An 18,560-nucleotide genomic window follows, 5' to 3' on the forward strand; every position below is an offset into this window, starting at 1 on the left:
CCTGCGGCGGCAATGGGAAGAGCGCAGTTGCGCTTGCATTATCGGAGACCCGGCTGCAAAGTTCGCCTTCTGTTCCGAGGGTTTTTTCATGTCGTCGACTGCCGTGCTGATTGCCGTTCCGCTGTTCCTGTTGCTCGGTCTCGCCTTGGGCTGGATCGTGCGCGGCCGGATGGCGGCCGGTCAGGCAGGGGATCTGGCGACCCTGCGGCGCGAGCTCGATGCTTCGCGCGAGGCGCTGGCGCGGTCGGAGCGGGAGTGCGCCGCGCTTTCTGCTGAGAAGGCAGCCAGGACCGAGGCGTTCGAGGCGCAGATCGCCCAGCTGAAGGAGGCCCGCGAACAGCTTTCGGCGCAGTTCGCCGAGGTGGGCGGCCGCCTGCTCGATCAGGCCCAGCGGCAGTTCCTGGAACGCGCAGATCAGCGCTTTCATCAGGCGGGGGAGAAGAGCGAGGCGCAGCTCAAGGCTTTGCTCAACCCGGTCGAGTCGACCCTCAAGCGCTATGAGGAAGGGCTCCAGCGCGTCGAAAAGGAACGGGTCGACAGCTATGCCGGGCTGCGTGAGGCGGTCGAGCAGGTGCGGGTGGGGCAGGGACAGGTCCGCGACGAGGCGGCGAAGCTGGTCAATGCCCTGCGCGCCAGCCCCAAGGCGCGCGGCCGCTGGGGTGAGCAGTCGTTGCGCAACGTCCTCGAACAGTCGGGCCTGTCACCCTATGCCGATTTCGCGACCGAGGTTTCGGTCGATACCGAGGATGGCCGCTTGCGTCCCGACGTCGTCGTGCGGCTGCCGGGCGGGCGCAAGCTGATCATCGACGCCAAATGCTCGTTCAACGCCTATATGGACGCGGCCGAGCAGGTCGACGAGGTTGCGCGCACGGCCTCGCTCAAGGCCCATGCTGCGGCGCTGCGGACCCATGCGAGCCAATTGGGTCAGAAAAGCTATTGGGATCGTTTCGGCGAGGCGGCAGATTATGTCGTGATGTATATTCCGGGCGAGCATTTTCTGTCGGCTGCGATGGAGCAGGACCCCGAGCTATGGGACTGGGCGCATCAGCGGCGCGTCCTGATCGCCACGCCGATTAACCTGGTCGCTCTGGCACGCACCATCGCCAGTGTCTGGCGGCAGGAGAAGATGGCGGAAGAGGCCCGCGCGATCGGTCGGCTCGGCAAGGAGATGCATGAGCGCCTTTATACGGCCGCCCAGCATCTGCGCCGCGTCGGCGGCGGGCTCAACAGCGCGGTCGAGAACTACAATAAATTCGTCGCCAGCTTCGAGGGGCGGGTGCTCGTCACCGGGCGCAAGTTTCGCGACCTCAATATCGAGACGGGCGACAAGGATATCGAGGAATTGCCGGCGGTCGAGACGAGGGCCGGCGAAGGTTCTCTGGATTTGCTCGCCGGACCGCAATGATCCGGCGGGCTCAGCGGCCCAGATCGAATCCCACCGACGCTACCACCCGCGCGCCCATGTCGCGGCCCAGCGGACCGGGCAGGGCGGGGCGCGCGAAGCCGAAACTGTCGCTGTAGCCGAGTGAAAGGCGCAACGGGCCACGCACATGATCCAGACGGAGCGAAGCGTCCCAATAGCGACCGCGCGGTCTAAGGCGCTGCGATCGGACCGGATCATCGATGCTGCCGCTAGACCGCCCTAACTGCGCCCGCAGATTGAACGGCGTACCGACGACCGCAAGCGAGGCTGCTCCGGCGACATAGAGGTTGTCTCCGCCGATCGCGTCCTGCTTCGGCGCGTAGAGGACGAAGCCCTCCAGCTGGACCGGACCGATCAGGGTGGATGCACCGCCGCCGACTTCGATATAATCGAGCCCGGATGCGCCAGTGAAACCGTGATAGGTCAGTTGCGCATCGAGATCGACGGCGCCGACGCTGCGGCGGTAACCGAGACTGCCGTCGACCAGCAAGGTCGCCCCGCCATGGCGGGCGCTGCGGCTAAGGCTGGTTCCGGCTGCGCTCAGGCTGAATCCATCATGGGGGCTGAGCGTTCCTCGCGCCGTAACGCTCGGATCGCCATCGCTCCAGCTCAGTCCGCGCCTCCGTTCGTCCGTCGACGCCGATAGGGAGAGGGTCGGATCGAGCCCTTCTGCCGAGCAGCTGGCAGCGAGGCTACCGGCGAGCAGTCCGCCGAGAAGCAGGATCCGACCCCGGCCCATATCAGCTGGCGCCGGCGCTGACGCGCGCAGCGGCTTCAAGCTCTGCCAAGAGCGTGCTCTTGTCACGCTCGGCTACGGCCAGGACATGCGAGCGGATTTCGGCGTCGCGCGCGGCGACTTCCTGTTCGATCGCCTTACGGCTGGTCATGCAGCTGCCGGCGCGGCTGCCCTTGATCTTATAGTCGGTGGAGACGACGCGGGTCAGACCGTTGCCAGTCGCTCCCCCGGACGCCATCTGACGTTCGACGGCGATTGTCGCGACCCAGGCACAGCGACCGGTGCCGCCACGTGTCGGGGGCGTCACGCCCATCGGTTTGGTCGCAAGGTCGACCGAAGCGCGGTAGCTGACATTCATGGGCACGCCGCGATGTTCGATCGTCGTGGCGTGGTGGTGCGCGGCGTCGGCGGCGGGAGGGGACAAGGCCATCATCCCCAGTGCAATGATCATGGACATGGTTTTTCTCCTGCGTGCGTCGCATTTTTCGCGATCGCAGGGTCCGAGCTATGGAGCGATTGTTTCCCGCCCTTTGCCCCGCCGCAACAATTTTCCCTTTGGACGGTCGCTCAGCGGGGCGGTACGGGCCCGTAATCAGCCGGATCATTGGCGACGACCGACAGCATCGCGGTCCACGCCGCCACATTCTGGCGCAGCTGGGCCGGGTCGACCTTGTCCAGCGTGTCGTCGGCGGTGTGGTGCAGATCGAAATAGCGCGTTCCGTCCTGACCGAGTTCGATGACGGGAATGCCGAGCTTCTGGATCTCCGAAATGTCCGAACCCGAAGCGTCGCCATTCTTCCCCCCGGCGACGATGCCGAGCGGTGCGAGCGCCGCGCCCAGCCGCCTCATCGACGGCAGCGCTTCCGGCGCGACGGACGTCTGGTAGCGCCACACACGGTCGGCGCCGAAGTCGGACTCGGCCATGACGTGATGCTTCTCGCCACGGTGCGCTTCGCGATAGGCGGCCCCGCCGAACAGGCCGATTTCTTCCGAGCCGAACCAGACGAGACGAATGGTCCGCAGGGGCTGGCCGGCATCCATGATCCGCTTCGCTGCAGCGGTGGTAATAGCGACGCCCGAGGCGTCGTCGATCGCGCCGGTGCCCTCGTCCCAGCTGTCGAGATGCCCGCCGATCAGCACGATGCCGGCAGTGAGGTCGCGGCCTGGAACCTCGGCAATGACATTGCCCGACTGGCGCTTGCCTGCTGCCCTGGCGGTCACCTCCAGTGAGACCGTCACGCGCTTGCCCCTCTTGAGGATCCGCTCGAGCTGATCGGCGTCGGGGTTGGCGAGCGCAAGCGCCGGGATCGGCGTGGCCCCGTCGGCCCAGCTTTGCGAGCCGGTGTGAGGCGCACGGTGGTTGTCGGTTCCGATCGACCGGATCAGGATTGCGGCTGCACCCAATTTCGAGGCGACCGAGGGGCCGCTCCGGCGGATCGCGCCGACCACGCCGTAATGGGAGCCGTCCTGCGTCGCGGCCATGCGGTGGGTCACGAAGACGATCTTCCCCTTGATCGAGGCCGGGGCTGCGGCGCGCAGCGCGTCGAGGCTGTCGAAGGCGACCACTTCGGCGGTCAGGCCCTTTGCGGGCGTCGCAGCGCTGTTGCCGAGCGCGGTGAGCATCAGTGGCTGGGGGTAGGGGGATACCACGGACGCCTTGGCGGTTCCGCGCTCCCACCATGGGACCTCGAACGTCTCGACCCGCACATTGGCGAAGCCGAGCGCCTTCAACCGGGCGACGGCCCAATCGCGGGCGCGCGCCTCGGCGTCGCTGCCGGCCTGGCGCGGGCCGATCTCGGTCGTCAGCTGCTCTGTGATGTCCCAGGCCAGCGAATCGGACAGGGCCGCATCGCGTAACGTGGCGGCATCTTCGACCGGTGCTGGCGACTGGGCGAAGGCGGGAAGGGACGGAACGATGGCGGAAAGCAGCGCGATGCCGTGGAGAATCTTCATGGCGACCGAGGCTAGCGAGCCGGTCCGCATTTGCCAATCGGGCCTGCGTCGGTTAGGGGCGACCGACATTTTCCAGACTGATCAGCCCAACGAGGTCCGCGACCGATGGCCGTGCAATATAGTTTCGTCATGAAGGGTCTGACCAAGACCTTCCCCGGCGCCAACAAGCCGCTGTTCAATAACATCCACCTGCAGTTTCTGCCGGGCACGAAGATCGCGATCATCGGCGTCAACGGCGCGGGCAAGTCGACCCTGATGAAGGTCATGGCGGGCATCGATACCGATTATTCGGGCGAGGCCTGGGCTGCCGAGGGCGTCAGCGTCGGTTATCTGCCGCAGGAACCGCAGCTCGATCCGGACAAGACGGTCAAGCAGAACGTTATGGATGGCGTTCGCGAAGTCGCGGACATGATCGACCGCTTCAACGCGATCTCGGCCGAAATGGGCGATCCGAAGGACGACACCGATTTCGACGCGCTCCTGGAGGAAATGGGCGTTCTCCAGGAGAAGATCGACGCCGTCGACGGCTGGACGCTCGACAACCAGCTCGAGATCGCGATGGAAGCGCTGCGCTGCCCGCCCGGCGATCTGCCGGTCACCGGCCTTTCAGGCGGTGAGAAGCGCCGCGTCGCTTTGTGCCGACTGCTGCTCGAAAAGCCGGACATCCTGCTGCTCGACGAACCGACCAACCACCTCGACGCCGAAAGCGTCGCCTGGCTGGAGCAGCACTTGGTCGACTATCCGGGCAACGTCATCCTCGTCACCCACGACCGCTACTTCCTCGACAATGTCGTCGGCTGGGTGCTCGAACTGGATCGCGGCCGCGGCATTCCCTATGAAGGCAACTACTCGTCCTGGCTCGACGCCAAGGCGAAGCGGATGGAGCAGGAAGAGCGCGAGGACGCCGGCCGCCAGAAGGCGATCAAGGAAGAGCTGGAGTGGATCCGGCAGAGCCCGAAGGCGCGCCAGACCAAGTCCAAGGCGCGTATCCGCGCGTTCGACGAACTGGTCGAGAAGCAGAACAACCGCGCGCCGGGCAAGGCCCAGATCGTCATCCAGACTCCCGAGCGTCTCGGTGGCAAGGTGATCGAGGCAAAGGGCCTGACCAAGTCCTATGGCGACAAGAAGCTGTTCGAGGGGCTGGACTTCACGCTGCCGCCGGGCGGAATCGTCGGCGTCATCGGCCCGAACGGCGCAGGCAAGACCACTCTGTTCCGGCTTATCACGGGTCAGGAAACGCCCGACGCCGGCTCGATTGACATCGGCCCGACCGTAAAGCTCGGCTTCGTCGATCAGAGCCGCGACGCGCTCGATCCCAACAAGAATGTCTGGGAGGAAGTGTCCGAAGGCCATGACATCATGACCGTCGGCAAGTTCGAAATGTCGACCCGTGCCTATGTCGGCGCCTTCAACTTCAAGGGCCCCGACCAGCAGAAGAAGGTCGGCCAGCTTTCGGGTGGTGAACGCAACCGCGTTCACATGGCGAAGATGCTCCGCAAGGGCGGCAATGTGCTGCTGCTCGACGAACCGACCAACGACCTCGACGTCGAAACGCTCCGCGCGTTGGAAGACGCGCTGGAGAATTTCGCCGGCTGCGCCGTGGTCATCAGCCACGACCGCTTCTTTCTCGATCGTCTCGCGACCCACATCCTCGCATTCGAGGGCAATGGGCATGTCGAGTGGTTCGAAGGCAATTTCGAGAGCTACGAGGAAGACAAGCGACGCCGCCTCGGCGACGCCGCCGATCGGCCGGGCTCGGGTGCTTACAAGAAGCTGACCCGCTGAACATGAAAAGGGCCGACCCGATGGGGCCGGCCCTTTCTGCATCCGGACAACGCCGGATTACATATAGTTTCGCGGATCGGGCGTCGGCAGGTTGCAGGCGCGCTGATGGCCTTTCTTGCACATCACGACCTGGGCCCGCCAGTCGCGCATCGCCATGGCGTAGGCATCCTGCTGGCGGATATAGGTCACATCGGTCGCTACCACGTCGCGGCGATATTGCCGCATCGCCTTGGCATAAGCGGCCTTGTCGGCTTCATATTCCTGCTGGTTGATATCGGCCTGCGCCATCGCGACCGCGTTGGCGGTCTTGGTCTCGACGATCGCCTGGTTAACGCCATTGTTGAGCGCCCGGGTTTCGGGAACCTCGGCGGTCGCCGCGATGGCGGTGCTGGTCTGTTGCGCATGGCCGACTGCGGGAACGAGGGCCGCCAACGCAGCAGTGGCAAGCAGGATACGCAGGGACATGAAAACTCTCCTCAACATTACGATATGCTGAGGAGCTAAACGTATCGGCGTCATAGCCGTTCCTGCGGCCCGTCAGGCGGGGGCGAACTCTCCGCTATTCTCGTCGAGCAGATGGAGGATACCGTCCGCCACGGCGAAATAGGCGCCGTGGATCTTCAGCGTTCCCGCATTTTCGCGGGTGGGAATGAAGGGGAAGGTCCGCAAATTGGCGATCGACACCTTCACCGCCTCGAACTCCATCGCGCGCTGCGCGCCATCGCCTTCACCATGCTTTTCCAGCACCCGCTCGCGGGCCTCGTCGAGCAGCGAAACCCAGTCCGAGATGAACCCGCCCTTGCCCGGCTCCGCATCGCTGAACCGCTGGCTGAGCGCAGCAGCACAACCGCCGCAACTCTGATGGCCCAGGACAACGATTTCGGGCACTTCGAGCTGGGTCACCGCGAACTCCAGCGCCGCCGACACGCCATGATGACCGGGCGAGGTTTCGAACGGCGGCACCATGTTGGCGACATTGCGCACGACGAAGATCTCGCCGGGCGAGGTGTCGAAGATGATCGTGGGGTCGACCCGGCTGTCCGAACAGGCAATGACCATCAGCTTCGGGCTTTGTCCCTCGGCCAGCTGGCTCCAGCGCTCCCGCTGCTGGGTCCAGCCATTGTTCTTGAAGCGGCGATAGCCTGCGATCAATCCGGTAAAGTCGGTCATGGCCATTGGACTAGTCGCGGTGATGGGGGCTGGCAAGTGTTCGACTCATCGCCTATCTGAACGGGCATGAGCGATCCTCTGCCTGCCTCCGCCCCCACGCCAGCTGTCGTCAAGCAGCGCAAACCGGACTGGATCCGCGTGAAAGCGCCGATGGGGAAGGCTTTTGCCGACACCAAATCCCTCATGCGCCGCCTCAACTTGGCGACGGTGTGCGAGGAGGCTGCCTGCCCGAACATCGGCGAGTGCTGGACGAAGAAGCACGCCACTGTGATGATTCTGGGCGACACCTGCACCCGGGCCTGCGCCTTCTGCAACGTCAAGACGGGCATGCCGCGCGCGGTCGATCCGCTGGAGCCGCAGCATGTCGCCGATGCCGCCGCCGAACTGGGGCTCGAACATATCGTGGTCACCTCGGTCGACCGCGACGATCTGCCCGACGGCGGGGCGCGCCATTTCGTCAAGGTCATCGAGGCGCTGCGCCGCACGACCCCGTCGACCACGATCGAGATCCTTACCCCGGATTTCCGCAACAAGGCGGATGCCGCAATCGAGATGATCGTTGGCGCGCGGCCCGACGTCTACAACCATAATCTCGAGACGGTCCCGAGGCTCTACCCGACGATCCGTCCTGGCGCCCGCTATTATGCGTCGCTGCGCCTGCTGGAATCGGTCAAGCGGCTCGATCCGACGATCTTCACCAAGTCGGGGATCATGGTCGGCCTTGGTGAGGAGCGGCTGGAGGTTCATCAGGTGATGGACGACATGCGCTCGGCCGACATCGATTTCATCACGATGGGCCAGTATCTGCAGCCGACGCCCAAGCATGCCAAGGTAGCGGAGTTCGTGACGCCCAAGACGTTCGACGCCTATGCGGCGATCGCCCGCGCCAAGGGCTTTCTGCTGGTGGCGGCAACGCCGCTGACCCGCTCCAGCTATCACGCCGGTGAGGATTTCGCGAAGATGCGCGATGCCCGGAACGCGGAACTGGCGCGCAAGGCGGTTCCGGCGGCCTGATATGCCGAGGCACCATGAGGTCCGGACGCTACCCTATCGGCCGGAACAGATGTTCGATCTGGTGGCCGACGTTGCGTCCTACGGACAGTTTCTACCCTGGGTGTCGGCCGTCCGGGTTCGCTCGGACAGCGAAACGGAGATGGTCGCCGACCTGATGGTGGGGTTCAAGGCGCTGCGTGAAAAGTTCACCTCGAAGGTCACCAAGCAGCGCCCCGAAAGCATCCATGTCGACTATCTCGACGGGCCGCTCAAATATCTGCGCAACGACTGGACCTTTGCGCCGGACGGGAAGGGCGGCACCCTGGTCGACTTCTCGATCGAGTTCGAGTTCAAGTCGCGCCTGTTCGAGATGGTTGCCGGTCAGGTGTTCGATCGTGCGCTGCGCATGATGATCGGCGCGTTCGAGGAGCGGGCGGCCAAGCTTTATGGCGTGCCTTCCAGCGAGGCTCCCGGCATCAGCAGTTCGAGCGCACACAGCGCCGCCTGAAGCCGGACGCCCCCGCGTCCGAGATCGCCGAAATGCCGCTTGTCGGCGGCGATATCCTCCGGATCGGCGCCTTTGATCGCGCGGCCGAAGACCACCGTACCCACCGGCTTCCTGTCGCTGCCGCCACCGGGGCCCGCGACTCCGGTAATGGCCACGGCGATGTCGGCGTCGCTGCGCTCCTGCGCGCCGCGCGCCATTGCCCAGGCGACTGCGATCGAGACGGCGCCGAAGGTTTCGATCATCTCGAACGGAACGTCGAGCATGGCCACCTTGGCTTCGTTGGAATAGGTGACGAAGCTCGATCCGAGCACGTCGGACGAGCCGGCTATCTCGGTGATCGCCGCCGCGACCAGACCGCCGGTGCAGCTCTCGGCCAGTGCGATACGGCGCCCGGCAGCGCGGTTCGCGTCGACCACACGACGGGCTGCTGCGAGCAATTCCGGGGGAAGGAGGCTGTCGATCTTGTCGGTCATGCGGCGGTTCCGTTCATCTGGCCTGGCCCATCCTTATCGTAGCGATGGCCTGAGCGGCTATGCCTTCCTTACGGCCGGTGAATCCCAGGCGCTCGGTCGTGGTTGCCTTCACGCTCACCTGCGCTTCGGACAGGCCCAGGATGCGGGCGATGTTCGCCTGTATGGCAGCGCGGTGCGGTCCCACTTTGGGGGCTTCGCAGATGATGGTGAGATCGACGAAGTCGATGATCCCACCAGCCCCGGTCACCAGCGACCGGGCATGATCGAGAAAAATCTCCGAGTCCGCGCCTTTCCATTGTGGATCGCTCGGCGGAAAATGGTTGCCGATGTCGCCTGCGGCGATCGTGCCGAGCAGCGCGTCGGTCAGGGCGTGGAGGGCGACGTCGGCATCGCTGTGCCCGGCAAGGCCGTGGCTGTGCGGGATGGCTATGCCGCCGAGATGGACCCGATCTCCCTCGGCAAAGGCGTGAACATCGAAGCCAGAGGCGGATCGGCTGATCATGGTGACCCTCTTGGTCGCAGCATCGAAATCGGCGGCGTAGGTTAGCTTCTCGAGGGTGCGATCCCCCTCGATCACGGCGATGCGATACCCCGCCGCGCGCGCGACCTGGGCATCGTCGGTCGCCTCGCGGTCAACCGGCCAGGCCCGATGCGCAGCGATGATGTCGGCGCGCCGGAAGGCCTGCGGTGTCTGGATGCGCCACAGCGCCTCACGCGATACCGTGTCGCCAAGCAGCCCGTCGCCCCGCGCCAGCGTGTCGACGACGGGAAGCGCGGCGACGGCCCCGTCATGATCATCGAACGCAGCGATCAGCCGGTCGATCACGGCAGCGGGAATGAAGGGGCGCGCGGCATCGTGGATCAGGACGATATCTGCCTCGCAGGCGGCAAGGCCGGCGAGCACGGAGTCGCGTCGTGTCGCGCCGCCGGTCACGGGCGGAGGCAGCGATCTGCCGCCGATCGCTGCAGCATAGAGCGATTCCTGGTCTTCACCGATGACAACCTGGACGAGGTCGATGCGCGGGTGAGCCCGCAGCGCGTCGATCGCGTGGCACAGGACCGGCTTTCCGGCTATTTCCCGATATTGCTTGGGCATGTCGCCTCCGCTGCGCGCGCCGCGTCCGGCGGCGACGATCAGGGCAGCTATGCGGGGCGCGCCGTTCATCGATCGGCGCTTTAGGGGGCAGCGTGCGGAACGTAAAGCGTTCGGCTGCTACCCCGAGAGCCCAGCTTGCTCCAGAGACCATAAGCGTCTAGGGGAGTGCTGCTTTTTTAGGCAACATGGTAGCCATGACACCCACATTGCGTCCCATCCATATCGGTCCTGTGCGGATCGACAGCCCGGTCATTCTCGCGCCTATGACGGGCGTTAGCGATCTGCCCTTCCGGCGGGTCGTGCGCGGCTATGGGTCGGGACTCAACGTCACCGAGATGATCGCCAGCCAGGCCGCGATCCGCGAAACCCGCCAGTCGCTTCAGAAGGCGCTGTGGGATCCGTCGGAGGAGCCGGTGTCGATGCAACTGGTCGGCTGCACCCCCAAAGAAATGGGGGAGGCAGCAAAGCTGAGCCAGGATCGTGGCGCCGCCATCATCGACATCAATATGGGTTGCCCGGTGCGCAAGGTCGTCAATGGCGATGCGGGGTCGGCCTTGATGCGGACGCCCGATCTCGCGGTCGAGATCGTCAAGGCGACGGTGGCCGCAGTCGACGTGCCGGTGACGCTCAAGATGCGGATGGGCTGGGATCACGACAGCCTCAACGCACCCGAGATCGCCCGCATCGCCGAGGATGTCGGCGTGAAGATGATCACGGTCCACGGCCGCACGCGAAACCAGATGTACAAGGGCAATGCCGACTGGGCCTTCGTGCGCCGGGTCAAGGAGGCCGTCTCGATCCCGGTCATCGTGAATGGCGATATCTGCTCGATCGACGACGCGATCACTGCCATCGAACTGTCGGGCGCGGACGGGTTGATGATCGGTCGCGGTTCCTATGGTCGCCCCTGGCTATTGTCGCAGGTGATGCATTTCTTCGAGACGGGGGAGCGCAGGCCGGACCCCACGATCGAAGAGCAATATCATGTCATCCTCGCCCATTATCACGAGATGCTCGAACTCTACGGCAAGGAAGTCGGGGTCAATATGGCCCGCAAGCACATCGGCTGGTACACCAAGGGCCTGACCGGTTCGGCCGAGTTCCGGAACAAGGTCAATCAGGAGGGCGATCCGGCGCGCGTCATCGCGATGCTGGGTGAGTTCTACGCGCCGTGGCTCTCCCGCGCAGCGGCCTGATACGCTTGGCGAAGCGCGGAGCGGCTCCGCGCGTATCCGCCGACGCGCCATCGCCGGCCGAGACGCTGGCAGCGATGGCTACGGCCGTCCTGGTAATCGATCCCGACGGGCTCGTCGTAGATCTCAACGCGGCCTGCGAATCCTTGTTCAACCTCAGTCGGAACCAGATCGTCGCCAAGCCGGTCATCGATGCGATCGGACATCCGCTCACCTCGATGCCGAGCGATGCGCCCTTTGCGGCCTATGATCTCGAAATTGTCGTTCCGCTCGGTCGACGCATGCGCGTCGACCTGATGGTGGCGCCGCTGCCCGAGCGAGCGGGTTGGCGGACCGTTTCGATCCATGCCCACGCGCGCAGCGCCATCGGTGCGCGATCGGTCGATCGCGAGGGCGGGACCCGCACGGCCGTGGCCGCTGCCGCCATGCTGGCGCATGAGATCAAGAACCCGTTATCGGCGGTGCGCGGCGCCGCACAGCTTCTGGAAACGACGTGCGACGAGGAGTCGCGCGCACTGACCCGGTTGATCCGCGAAGAAGTCGACCGGGTGGCTGCGCTGATCGATCGGATGCAGGGCTTCACCGACACGCGGCCGATGGAAATGACGCCGCAGAACATCCACGCCATCCTCGGCCACGCCCGCGAAGTGGCGCTGCAGGGCTTTGCCAAGGGGCGCCAGATCCGCGAAATCTACGATCCATCGCTGCCGGCAGTTTTGGGCCACCGGGATTCGCTCGTCCAGATCCTGATAAACCTGCTCAAGAATGCGGCCGAGGCGATGGAAGGGACATCGGGGGCGATCATCCTCACCACTGCGTATCGCCATGGCGTGTCGATGCGGCGTGCCGACGGGAATGCCCGTCAGCCGCTGCCGATCGAATTGTGCGTTATCGACGAGGGACCGGGCGCTCCGCCAGAAATCGAGGGGCATCTGTTCGACCCCTTCGTCACGACCAAACGCAGCGGGAGTGGTCTGGGCCTCGCGCTGGTGGAGAAACTCGTCGCCGATCAGGGCGGTATCATCGAATATGCACGGGAGGGGATTCCGCCGAAGACGGTATTCCGCCTTCTCCTTCCAAGGGCGAGGGTCATGGCATGAGTGGCGTGGGCGGTCGGGTGCTGGTGGTGGACGACGACGCGGCGATCCGCACAGTTGTTCGCGAAGCGCTGCGGCGCGCAGGGCATGTGGTGGAGACCGCCGCCTCGGTGGCGGACCAGCGTCGCCTGTTCGCGAGTTTCGATCCGCAGGTACTCGTGACCGACGTCATGCTGCCCGACGGCAATGGGCTCGACGTCATTCCGGAGATGCTCGCCAAGGATCCCGGACTTCCGGTCATCGTCCTCTCGGCGCAGAACACCTTTACCACCGCCTTGCGCGCGACCGAGCAGGGGGCGTTCGACTATCTTCCCAAGCCATTCGATCTCGGCGAGCTCACCCGGGCGGTTTCCGATGCACTGGCCGCGCGCGCCGCGAGTGGTGCTGCAGCGTCGGCCATCGAGGCCAGCGAGGATCTGCCCCTGATCGGCCGTTCGCCGCCGATGCAGGAAGTATATCGCACCATTGCCCGTGTCGTTGCGAACGATCTGACGGTGCTGGTGCTAGGGGAATCCGGCACGGGCAAGGAACTGGTCGCCCGCGCCATCCATGATTTCGGCCCGCGCTCTGCAGCGCCCTTCGTTGCGATCAACATGGCCGCAATCCCCCGCGAACTGATCGAATCCGAACTGTTCGGGCATGAACGGGGGGCCTTCACCGGTGCGCAGGCCCGGTCGGCGGGCCGCTTCGAACAGGCGCAGGGGGGAACGCTCTTCCTCGACGAGATCGGGGACATGCCGATGGAAGCGCAGACGCGGCTGCTGCGCGTGCTCCAGGCCGGCGAGTTTACGACCGTCGGCGGTACGCGCTCGATCAAGGCGGACGTTCGCATCATCGCCGCGACTCACAAGGATCTTCCACGGCTGATCGCCGACGGGGGCTTTCGCGAAGACCTCTATTATCGTCTCAACGTCGTTCCGATCCGGCTCCCGTCGCTGCGCCAGCGTGGCGAGGATATCGGCGAACTGGCGCGCTTCTTTCTCGATCGCGCGGCGGCGGACGGCCTGCCACGCAAGGCGCTCGATACCGGCGCCGTGGCGCGGCTGATGCAGCATGGCTGGCCGGGCAATGTCCGCGAACTCGAAAATCTGATGCGGCGTCTCGCTGTGCTCAGCCGTGAGGACGTGATCACCGCGAGCCTTGTCGAGCAGCAGTTGCAGCAGCAGCAGCCGACGGACTTCGCCGCTGCCCCTGCGCCCGTGGCCAGCGCCGCAGGTCTGGCCGATGCGGTGGAGCAGCATCTGGCAAATTACTTCTCCCGCTTCGGCAGAGATCTGCCGCCGGATGGTCTTTACGATCGTGTTCTGGCGGAAATGGAACGTCCTTTGCTGCGGCTCACATTGGCGGCGGTCAAAGGCAATCAGCTGCGCGCGGCGCGGCTGTTGGGGATCAACCGCAATACGTTGCGAAAGAAGCTCACCGATCTGGGGATCGACGCGCTGGCCGCAAAACGCTCCGACTGAGCCGGCGCGATCGCGCGACATGGCGTGGCCGTCGTGCGACGTCACTGTGTTCCCGAAGCCACGCTGTTGTGGTAACCCCGCAACGATGGCGTTCCCCGGTCCGACATTGACACGCATGCGACGACGGCTGGCCATGGCCTGGCGGTTGCATCGCCTGATGCCGCTGATCGAGATCGCGACGCCCATTGCGACGCTGCTGATCCTGATCGCCAGCTATCGCGTAATCGCGGCAAGCGGGCGGCCGCAGGTGCCGATCTCCCCAACCTTCGCTACGCTTTTGCTCGGCGCGAACCTGCTGGCCTTCATGAGCCTGATGGTTCTGATCGCGCGGCGGGTCGCCATCTATCGGGCGTCGCAATCGGAGCTTGGCAGCAGGGGGCGCCTCCACGTCCGGCTGGTGGCGTTCTTCTCGCTGATCGCCACCGTTCCGACCCTGCTCGTCGTGGTGTTCGCGTCGCTGCTGTTCCAGCTTGGCACGCAATTCTGGTTCTCCGACAAGGCGCGGGTCGTGCTGCGAAGCTCGGAGCGGGTCGCGCAGGCTTATGTGACCGAGAGCAAGGAGCGTCTGCTGGGCGACATCACCGCGATGTCGGGCGACCTTCGCTATTTCCTGTCGGCGACGACGATCGACGATCCTCGTTTTGCTACCGAATTTGCCCGGCAGATCGCCTATCGCGGTCTTTCCGAAGCGGCGATCATCAACATCGACAGTTCGGGCACCCCCCAGCTGATCGCGCTGGCCAACCTCGACAAGCGGGCCCTGGACAAGCGGCTTCCACCCGCGACGATACCTTTCCTGCAGGGCGGGCAACCGCGCATCACCGCAGAGGCAGGCGACCGGATCGAAGGCACGATCCTGCTCGATGGGGCGAGTCGGACCTATCTTTACATCTCCCGCCAGGCAGCGCCCGACGTGCTGGCGCAGGCGGTTCGCGCGCGTTCGGCGCTTGGCGACTATGTTGCCACGATCGATCGCGCCCGCGCCCTGCAACTGCGCTTCAACATCCTGCTGATGATCATGGCGCTCGCCATTCTCGGCGTGGCCATCTGGGTCGCGATGCGCGTCGCCGACCGGCTGGTCCGCCCTGTCAATGAGCTGGTGTCGGCAGCACGGCGCGTGGCGGCGGGCGATCTGACGGCGCGGGTCCATATTTCTCCCAGTTCCGACGAGGTCGGGACGCTCGGCAGTGCCTTCAATCGCATGACCCGCAAGCTGGGCGAGCAGACCGGCGCGCTGGTTGCTGCGAACAGCCAGTTGGAGGATCGCAGCGCCTTCATCGAGGCGGTGCTCTCGGGCGTCACCGCAGGCATCATCTCGGTTGACAGCCAGCGCCACGTGACTCTGGTCAACCCCTCGGGCCGGACCATGCTCGATCTCCAGGAGCCAATCGAAGGCCGGCCGCTCGCCGACATCAGTGCCGAACTCGATCGCGTTCTCGACAGCGGCAATCGCGAAGTCGTGGTGCAGACTGTGATCGCGGGCGAACCGAGAACGCTCGCGGTGCGATCGGTCGCGGCGGAAGGGGCAAGCGTGCTGACCTTCGACGACATCACCCAGCGCCTGGCTGACCAGCGCCGTGCCGCCTGGGCCGACGTCGCCCGCCGGATCGCCCACGAAATCAAGAATCCCCTGACCCCCATTCAGCTGGCAGCAGAACGCCTCCAGCGGCGTTACGGCAAGGAGATCAGCTCCGATCCGGCCGTGTTCGCTCAGCTCACCGCGACGATCGTCCGCCAGGTCGGCGACATGCGGCGTATCGTCGACGAATTCTCGTCCTTCGCCCGAATGCCCAAGCCTGTGTTTCGCGAAGAGGCAATCGTCGACATCGCGCGGCAGGCGATGTTCCTGCACGAGGTCGCGCATCCGGCGATCAGCTTCAGCCTCGACAGCGAAGACCTTGCTCCGACGATGGTCTGCGACCGCCGCCAGCTGGGCCAGGCGCTGACCAATCTCGTCAAGAATGCCGTCGAGGCGATCGAGGAGAATCCCGCGCAGCATGCGCCGGGCGTGATCGCGATGACGATCCGCGTAGGGGAAGGGCGGCTCAGGATCGTGCTCGCGGACAATGGCCCCGGCTTGCCGGTCGAGCGGGATCGCCTGACCGAACCCTATATGACAACGCGAAAGCGTGGCACCGGTCTCGGGCTCGCCATCGTCCGCAAGATCGTCGAGGATCATCTCGGCACGCTTTCGCTGCGCGACCGGCCCGGCGGCGGCACCATCGTCGATCTCGACTTCGATCTGGAGGCGCTGGCGACCATCGCCACTGTTTCCGAAGACCGCGCCGGCCATGATGGCGAAGACGACAAATTCCCGTCCCTCAAGAGAAGTGGAACTGCTTGACGCATGGCACTGGAAATCCTGATCGTCGATGACGAGGCCGATATCCGCGATCTGGTCGCGGGCGTCCTCGAGGATGAAGGCTATGCCGCGCGCACGGCCGCCGACAGCGACGCGGCGCTGGCCGCGATCGACGACCGGCGGCCTTCGCTGGTCCTGCTCGACGTTTGGCTACAGGGGTCGCGGCTGGACGGGCTCGACCTGCTCGACGAGATCAAGCGGCGCGACCCGACCTTGCCGGTGCTGATGATTTCGGGCCACGGCAATCTCGATACGGCGGTGGCGGCGATCCGCCGCGGCGCTGCGGATTTCATCGAGAAGCCCTTCGAGGCCGAGCAATTGCTGTTGCTGGTCGGTCGTGCCACCGAGACCGACCGTCTGCGCCGCGAGAATGCGACCCTCAAGGCGCAGATCGGCCAGGAAGAGGAACTGACCGGCAATTCCAGCGCGATCAACGGCATTCGCGCAACCCTGAAGCGGGTGGCGGCCACCGGCAGCCGCGTATTGATCAGCGGCCCCGCTGGCGTCGGCAAGGAGGTCGCGGCCCGACTTCTGCACCTTTGGAGCAACCGCGCCAACGCGCCCTTCATCGTGGTCAGCGCAGCGCGGATGGAGCCGGAGCGCGTCGAAGAAGAGCTGTTCGGCGTCGAGGAGAATGGTGAGCTCATCCGGCCAGGCCTGCTCGAACAGGCCCATGGCGGGACTTTGTTCCTCGATGAAATCGCGGACATGCCGCTTACCACCCAGGCGAAGATCCTGCGGGTGCTGACCGAGCAGGCGTTCAGTCGCGTCGGTGGTCAGCGCATCGTCAAGGTCGACGTCCGCGTCGTTTCGGCCACGGCGCGCAACCTGGCCGAGGAGATAGACGGCGGTCGTTTCCGCGAAGACCTCTATTATCGACTCAACGTCGTTCCCGTGAACATCCCGCCGCTCGCCGAGCGCCGCGAGGACATTCCCGCGCTGGTCGAGCATTTCCTTGCGCGCTTCGCATCGGAGCGCCGCCTGCCCACGCCGAGCGTGACCCCCGATGCGGTCGGCGCGCTGCAGACCTATGACTGGCCGGGCAATGTTCGCCAGCTGCGCAACATCGTCGAGCGGACGATGATCTTGGCGCCCGGCGACCGGATCGGCGAGATCGAACTCGACATGCTGCCGGCCGAAGTGCTGAGCGATCAGGCGCGGCTCGCCCCTGGCGAAGCGGCGCGCTCGATCATGGGGACGCCGCTGCGCGAGGCGCGTGAAACCTTCGAGCGTGAATATCTGCGCGTGCAGATACGTCGCTTTTCCGGGAATATCTCGAAGACGGCGGCCTTCATCGGCATGGAGCGCTCGGCTCTCCATCGCAAGCTGAAGACATTGGGGCTGGTGGATTCGCGGGACGATCAGGAGCCCTGATCGCCGGTCTGGAGCATCGGTCCATCGCACGGATCGATTTTTGTTGCATGTGCGAGATGGACGGCGGGGCTTTGCTCGTCTATCTTGCGTTCGTTCCCGCATAGGGCGGGCGCAGCACGACGCCATGCAACGGCGCACGAGCGGGCCATGACCCGCCAAGACCGGAGACCGGCAATGGCCGACAAGGTCAATAATCTTCAGGATATCTTCCTCAACTCGGTCCGTAAGACCAAGACCCCCGTCACGATGTTCCTCGTGAAGGGCGTCAAACTCCAGGGCATCATCACCTGGTTCGACAATTTCTCCGTCCTGCTCCGCCGCGACGGCCAGTCCCAGCTCATCTACAAGCATGCGATCTCGACCGTGATGCCGGCGCATCCGCTCGACATGACCGAGATCGACAAGGGCTTCGAAGAGAAAAAGTCCCATCTGCTGCAGGAAGTCTTCCTGTCGGCGGTCCGCAAGACCCGCGAGCCGGTGACGATGTTCCTGGTCAACGGCGTGATGCTCCAGGGTGAGATCGCCGCCTATGACCTGTTCTGCATGCTGCTGCGTCGCGACGGGCTGAGCCAGCTTGTCTACAAGCATGCGATCTCGACGGTCCAGCCGGCCCATCCGCTCAACCTGGCCGAGATCGACGGCTCGGACGACGATTGAGCGTTTTCAACCGTGACGAAGACGACGGGCTGAGCCGCGGCGCACGAGCGCTCGTGGCTCTGCCCGAGCGTGCCGGCGACAATCCGCGCACGGCCGAAGCGCGCCTCGACGAGGCCGCCGGACTTGCCGCCGCGATCGGGATCGACGTGGTCGGAAGGCTTGCCTTCCGCCTGCGCGACCCGAAGCCGGCGACGCTGTTCGGTTCGGGCCAGGTCGAGCAGATCGCGCTGGCGATCCGGCAGGACGAGGCGGAACTTCTCGTCGTCGACGCCGCGCT

The 18,560-nt window shown here is 65.2% G+C and carries 17 protein-coding genes and 1 pseudogene; 11 read left to right on the plus strand and 7 right to left on the minus strand.

Annotated features, from left to right (window positions below; all coding sequences use genetic code 11):
• Positions 1 to 88 precede the first annotated feature (88 nt).
• Positions 89 to 1,405 carry a DNA recombination protein RmuC gene (gene rmuC, locus KAY22_RS07090; protein ID WP_296621619.1) on the plus strand — a complete coding sequence of 439 codons (1,317 nt, stop codon included), beginning with the start codon at positions 89 to 91 and terminating at the stop codon, positions 1,403 to 1,405.
• A gap of 10 nt (positions 1,406 to 1,415) precedes the next feature.
• On the opposite strand, the gene KAY22_RS07095 is transcribed toward rmuC, so the two are convergent.
• From KAY22_RS07095 to KAY22_RS07105, 3 genes are all read right to left on the minus strand, one after another.
• Positions 1,416 to 2,162: a TorF family putative porin gene (locus tag KAY22_RS07095; RefSeq protein ID WP_296621621.1), complete on the minus strand. Its 747-nt coding sequence runs from the start codon at positions 2,160 to 2,162 to the stop codon at positions 1,416 to 1,418.
• Between the two features lies 1 nt (position 2,163).
• A complete protein-coding gene (locus KAY22_RS07100) occupies positions 2,164 to 2,616 on the minus strand; it encodes a hypothetical protein (RefSeq protein WP_296621623.1) in 453 nt (150 codons plus the stop codon).
• Between the two features lie 110 nt (positions 2,617 to 2,726).
• The gene (locus KAY22_RS07105) at positions 2,727 to 4,142 is read right to left on the minus strand and encodes a M28 family peptidase (RefSeq protein WP_296621624.1); all 1,416 of its coding nucleotides are present in this window, start codon (positions 4,140 to 4,142) and stop codon (positions 2,727 to 2,729) included.
• A 75-nt stretch (positions 4,143 to 4,217) separates the two neighbouring features.
• On the opposite strand from KAY22_RS07105, the gene ettA reads away from it, so the two are divergent.
• Entirely contained in the window at positions 4,218 to 5,897 is a 1,680-nt protein-coding gene (gene ettA / locus KAY22_RS07110; protein ID WP_296621626.1) for an energy-dependent translational throttle protein EttA, read from the plus strand.
• A gap of 57 nt (positions 5,898 to 5,954) precedes the next feature.
• Here the strand turns inward: ettA and KAY22_RS07115 are convergent, their stop codons facing one another.
• Both KAY22_RS07115 and KAY22_RS07120 read right to left on the minus strand, forming a co-directional pair.
• Positions 5,955 to 6,362 carry a hypothetical protein gene (locus KAY22_RS07115; RefSeq protein WP_296621628.1) on the minus strand — a complete coding sequence of 136 codons (408 nt, stop codon included), beginning with the start codon at positions 6,360 to 6,362 and terminating at the stop codon, positions 5,955 to 5,957.
• A gap of 72 nt (positions 6,363 to 6,434) precedes the next feature.
• A complete protein-coding gene (locus KAY22_RS07120) occupies positions 6,435 to 7,067 on the minus strand; it encodes a carbonic anhydrase (RefSeq protein WP_296621648.1) in 633 nt (210 codons plus the stop codon).
• 66 nt (positions 7,068 to 7,133) lie between these two features.
• Here KAY22_RS07120 and lipA point away from each other — a divergent pair, with 66 nt between their 5' ends.
• Together lipA and KAY22_RS07130 are read left to right on the plus strand one after the other, a co-directional pair.
• On the plus strand, positions 7,134 to 8,081 hold the full coding sequence (lipA, locus tag KAY22_RS07125; RefSeq protein WP_296621630.1) for a lipoyl synthase: 948 nt from the start codon (positions 7,134 to 7,136) through the stop codon (positions 8,079 to 8,081).
• Position 8,082: 1 nt separating this feature from the next.
• Positions 8,083 to 8,568 carry a type II toxin-antitoxin system RatA family toxin gene (locus KAY22_RS07130; RefSeq protein WP_296621632.1) on the plus strand — a complete coding sequence of 162 codons (486 nt, stop codon included), beginning with the start codon at positions 8,083 to 8,085 and terminating at the stop codon, positions 8,566 to 8,568.
• On the opposite strand, the gene KAY22_RS07135 is transcribed toward KAY22_RS07130, so the two are convergent.
• Together KAY22_RS07135 and KAY22_RS07140 are read right to left on the minus strand one after the other, a co-directional pair.
• A complete protein-coding gene (locus KAY22_RS07135) occupies positions 8,505 to 9,041 on the minus strand; it encodes a CinA family protein (protein WP_296621634.1) in 537 nt (178 codons plus the stop codon). The genes KAY22_RS07130 and KAY22_RS07135 overlap by 64 nt on opposite strands.
• Before the next feature lie 13 nt (positions 9,042 to 9,054).
• A complete protein-coding gene (locus KAY22_RS07140; protein ID WP_296621636.1) occupies positions 9,055 to 10,206 on the minus strand; it encodes a bifunctional 2-C-methyl-D-erythritol 4-phosphate cytidylyltransferase/2-C-methyl-D-erythritol 2,4-cyclodiphosphate synthase in 1,152 nt (383 codons plus the stop codon).
• A gap of 125 nt (positions 10,207 to 10,331) precedes the next feature.
• Here KAY22_RS07140 and dusB point away from each other — a divergent pair, with 125 nt between their 5' ends.
• The 7 genes and pseudogenes from dusB to KAY22_RS07175 all read left to right on the plus strand — a co-directional run.
• The gene (dusB, locus tag KAY22_RS07145) at positions 10,332 to 11,333 is read left to right on the plus strand and encodes a tRNA dihydrouridine synthase DusB (protein WP_296621638.1); all 1,002 of its coding nucleotides are present in this window, start codon (positions 10,332 to 10,334) and stop codon (positions 11,331 to 11,333) included.
• Positions 11,309 to 12,430, plus strand: coding sequence for an ATP-binding protein (locus KAY22_RS07150; RefSeq protein ID WP_296621639.1), 1,122 nt, complete (start codon positions 11,309 to 11,311; stop codon positions 12,428 to 12,430). The genes dusB and KAY22_RS07150 overlap by 25 nt, the downstream gene beginning before the upstream one ends.
• Positions 12,427 to 13,890: a nitrogen regulation protein NR(I) gene (ntrC, locus tag KAY22_RS07155; protein WP_296621641.1), complete on the plus strand. Its 1,464-nt coding sequence runs from the start codon at positions 12,427 to 12,429 to the stop codon at positions 13,888 to 13,890. The genes KAY22_RS07150 and ntrC overlap by 4 nt, the downstream gene beginning before the upstream one ends.
• A 133-nt stretch (positions 13,891 to 14,023) precedes the next feature.
• Positions 14,024 to 16,234 (plus strand): PAS domain-containing sensor histidine kinase, encoded by a 2,211-nt coding sequence (locus KAY22_RS07160; protein ID WP_296621642.1) that lies wholly within the window; start codon positions 14,024 to 14,026, stop codon positions 16,232 to 16,234.
• 3 nt (positions 16,235 to 16,237) lie between these two features.
• A complete protein-coding gene (locus KAY22_RS07165) occupies positions 16,238 to 17,626 on the plus strand; it encodes a sigma-54 dependent transcriptional regulator (protein ID WP_296621644.1) in 1,389 nt (462 codons plus the stop codon).
• A gap of 174 nt (positions 17,627 to 17,800) precedes the next feature.
• Positions 17,801 to 18,283 (plus strand): RNA chaperone Hfq, encoded by a 483-nt coding sequence (gene hfq, locus KAY22_RS07170; RefSeq protein WP_296621651.1) that lies wholly within the window; start codon positions 17,801 to 17,803, stop codon positions 18,281 to 18,283.
• Positions 18,280 to 18,560 (plus strand): annotated as a pseudogene (locus KAY22_RS07175) (GTPase HflX); the annotation flags it as partial. The gene hfq and the pseudogene KAY22_RS07175, both read left to right, overlap by 4 nt.

It is taken from the genome of Rhizorhabdus sp., from assembly GCF_018006725.1.
Lineage (GTDB): Bacteria > Pseudomonadota > Alphaproteobacteria > Sphingomonadales > Sphingomonadaceae > Rhizorhabdus.

What these genes read in the sequence shown, in the direction of transcription:
- rmuC (WP_296621619.1), top strand. Translation starts at nt 89, where the DNA reads ATGTCGTCGACTGCCGTGCTGATTGCCGTTCCGCTGTTCCTGTTGCTC.
- KAY22_RS07095 (WP_296621621.1), bottom strand. Translation starts at nt 2,162, where the DNA reads ATGGGCCGGGGTCGGATCCTGCTTCTCGGCGGACTGCTCGCCGGTAGC.
- KAY22_RS07100 (WP_296621623.1), bottom strand. Translation starts at nt 2,616, where the DNA reads ATGTCCATGATCATTGCACTGGGGATGATGGCCTTGTCCCCTCCCGCC.
- KAY22_RS07105 (WP_296621624.1), bottom strand. Translation starts at nt 4,142, where the DNA reads ATGCGGACCGGCTCGCTAGCCTCGGTCGCCATGAAGATTCTCCACGGC.
- ettA (WP_296621626.1), top strand. Translation starts at nt 4,218, where the DNA reads ATGGCCGTGCAATATAGTTTCGTCATGAAGGGTCTGACCAAGACCTTC.
- KAY22_RS07115 (WP_296621628.1), bottom strand. Translation starts at nt 6,362, where the DNA reads ATGTCCCTGCGTATCCTGCTTGCCACTGCTGCGTTGGCGGCCCTCGTT.
- KAY22_RS07120 (WP_296621648.1), bottom strand. Translation starts at nt 7,067, where the DNA reads ATGACCGACTTTACCGGATTGATCGCAGGCTATCGCCGCTTCAAGAAC.
- lipA (WP_296621630.1), top strand. Translation starts at nt 7,134, where the DNA reads ATGAGCGATCCTCTGCCTGCCTCCGCCCCCACGCCAGCTGTCGTCAAG.
- KAY22_RS07130 (WP_296621632.1), top strand. Translation starts at nt 8,083, where the DNA reads ATGCCGAGGCACCATGAGGTCCGGACGCTACCCTATCGGCCGGAACAG.
- KAY22_RS07135 (WP_296621634.1), bottom strand. Translation starts at nt 9,041, where the DNA reads ATGACCGACAAGATCGACAGCCTCCTTCCCCCGGAATTGCTCGCAGCA.
- KAY22_RS07140 (WP_296621636.1), bottom strand. Translation starts at nt 10,206, where the DNA reads ATGAACGGCGCGCCCCGCATAGCTGCCCTGATCGTCGCCGCCGGACGC.
- dusB (WP_296621638.1), top strand. Translation starts at nt 10,332, where the DNA reads ATGACACCCACATTGCGTCCCATCCATATCGGTCCTGTGCGGATCGAC.
- ntrC (WP_296621641.1), top strand. Translation starts at nt 12,427, where the DNA reads ATGAGTGGCGTGGGCGGTCGGGTGCTGGTGGTGGACGACGACGCGGCG.
- KAY22_RS07160 (WP_296621642.1), top strand. Translation starts at nt 14,024, where the DNA reads ATGGCCTGGCGGTTGCATCGCCTGATGCCGCTGATCGAGATCGCGACG.
- KAY22_RS07165 (WP_296621644.1), top strand. Translation starts at nt 16,238, where the DNA reads ATGGCACTGGAAATCCTGATCGTCGATGACGAGGCCGATATCCGCGAT.
- hfq (WP_296621651.1), top strand. Translation starts at nt 17,801, where the DNA reads ATGGCCGACAAGGTCAATAATCTTCAGGATATCTTCCTCAACTCGGTC.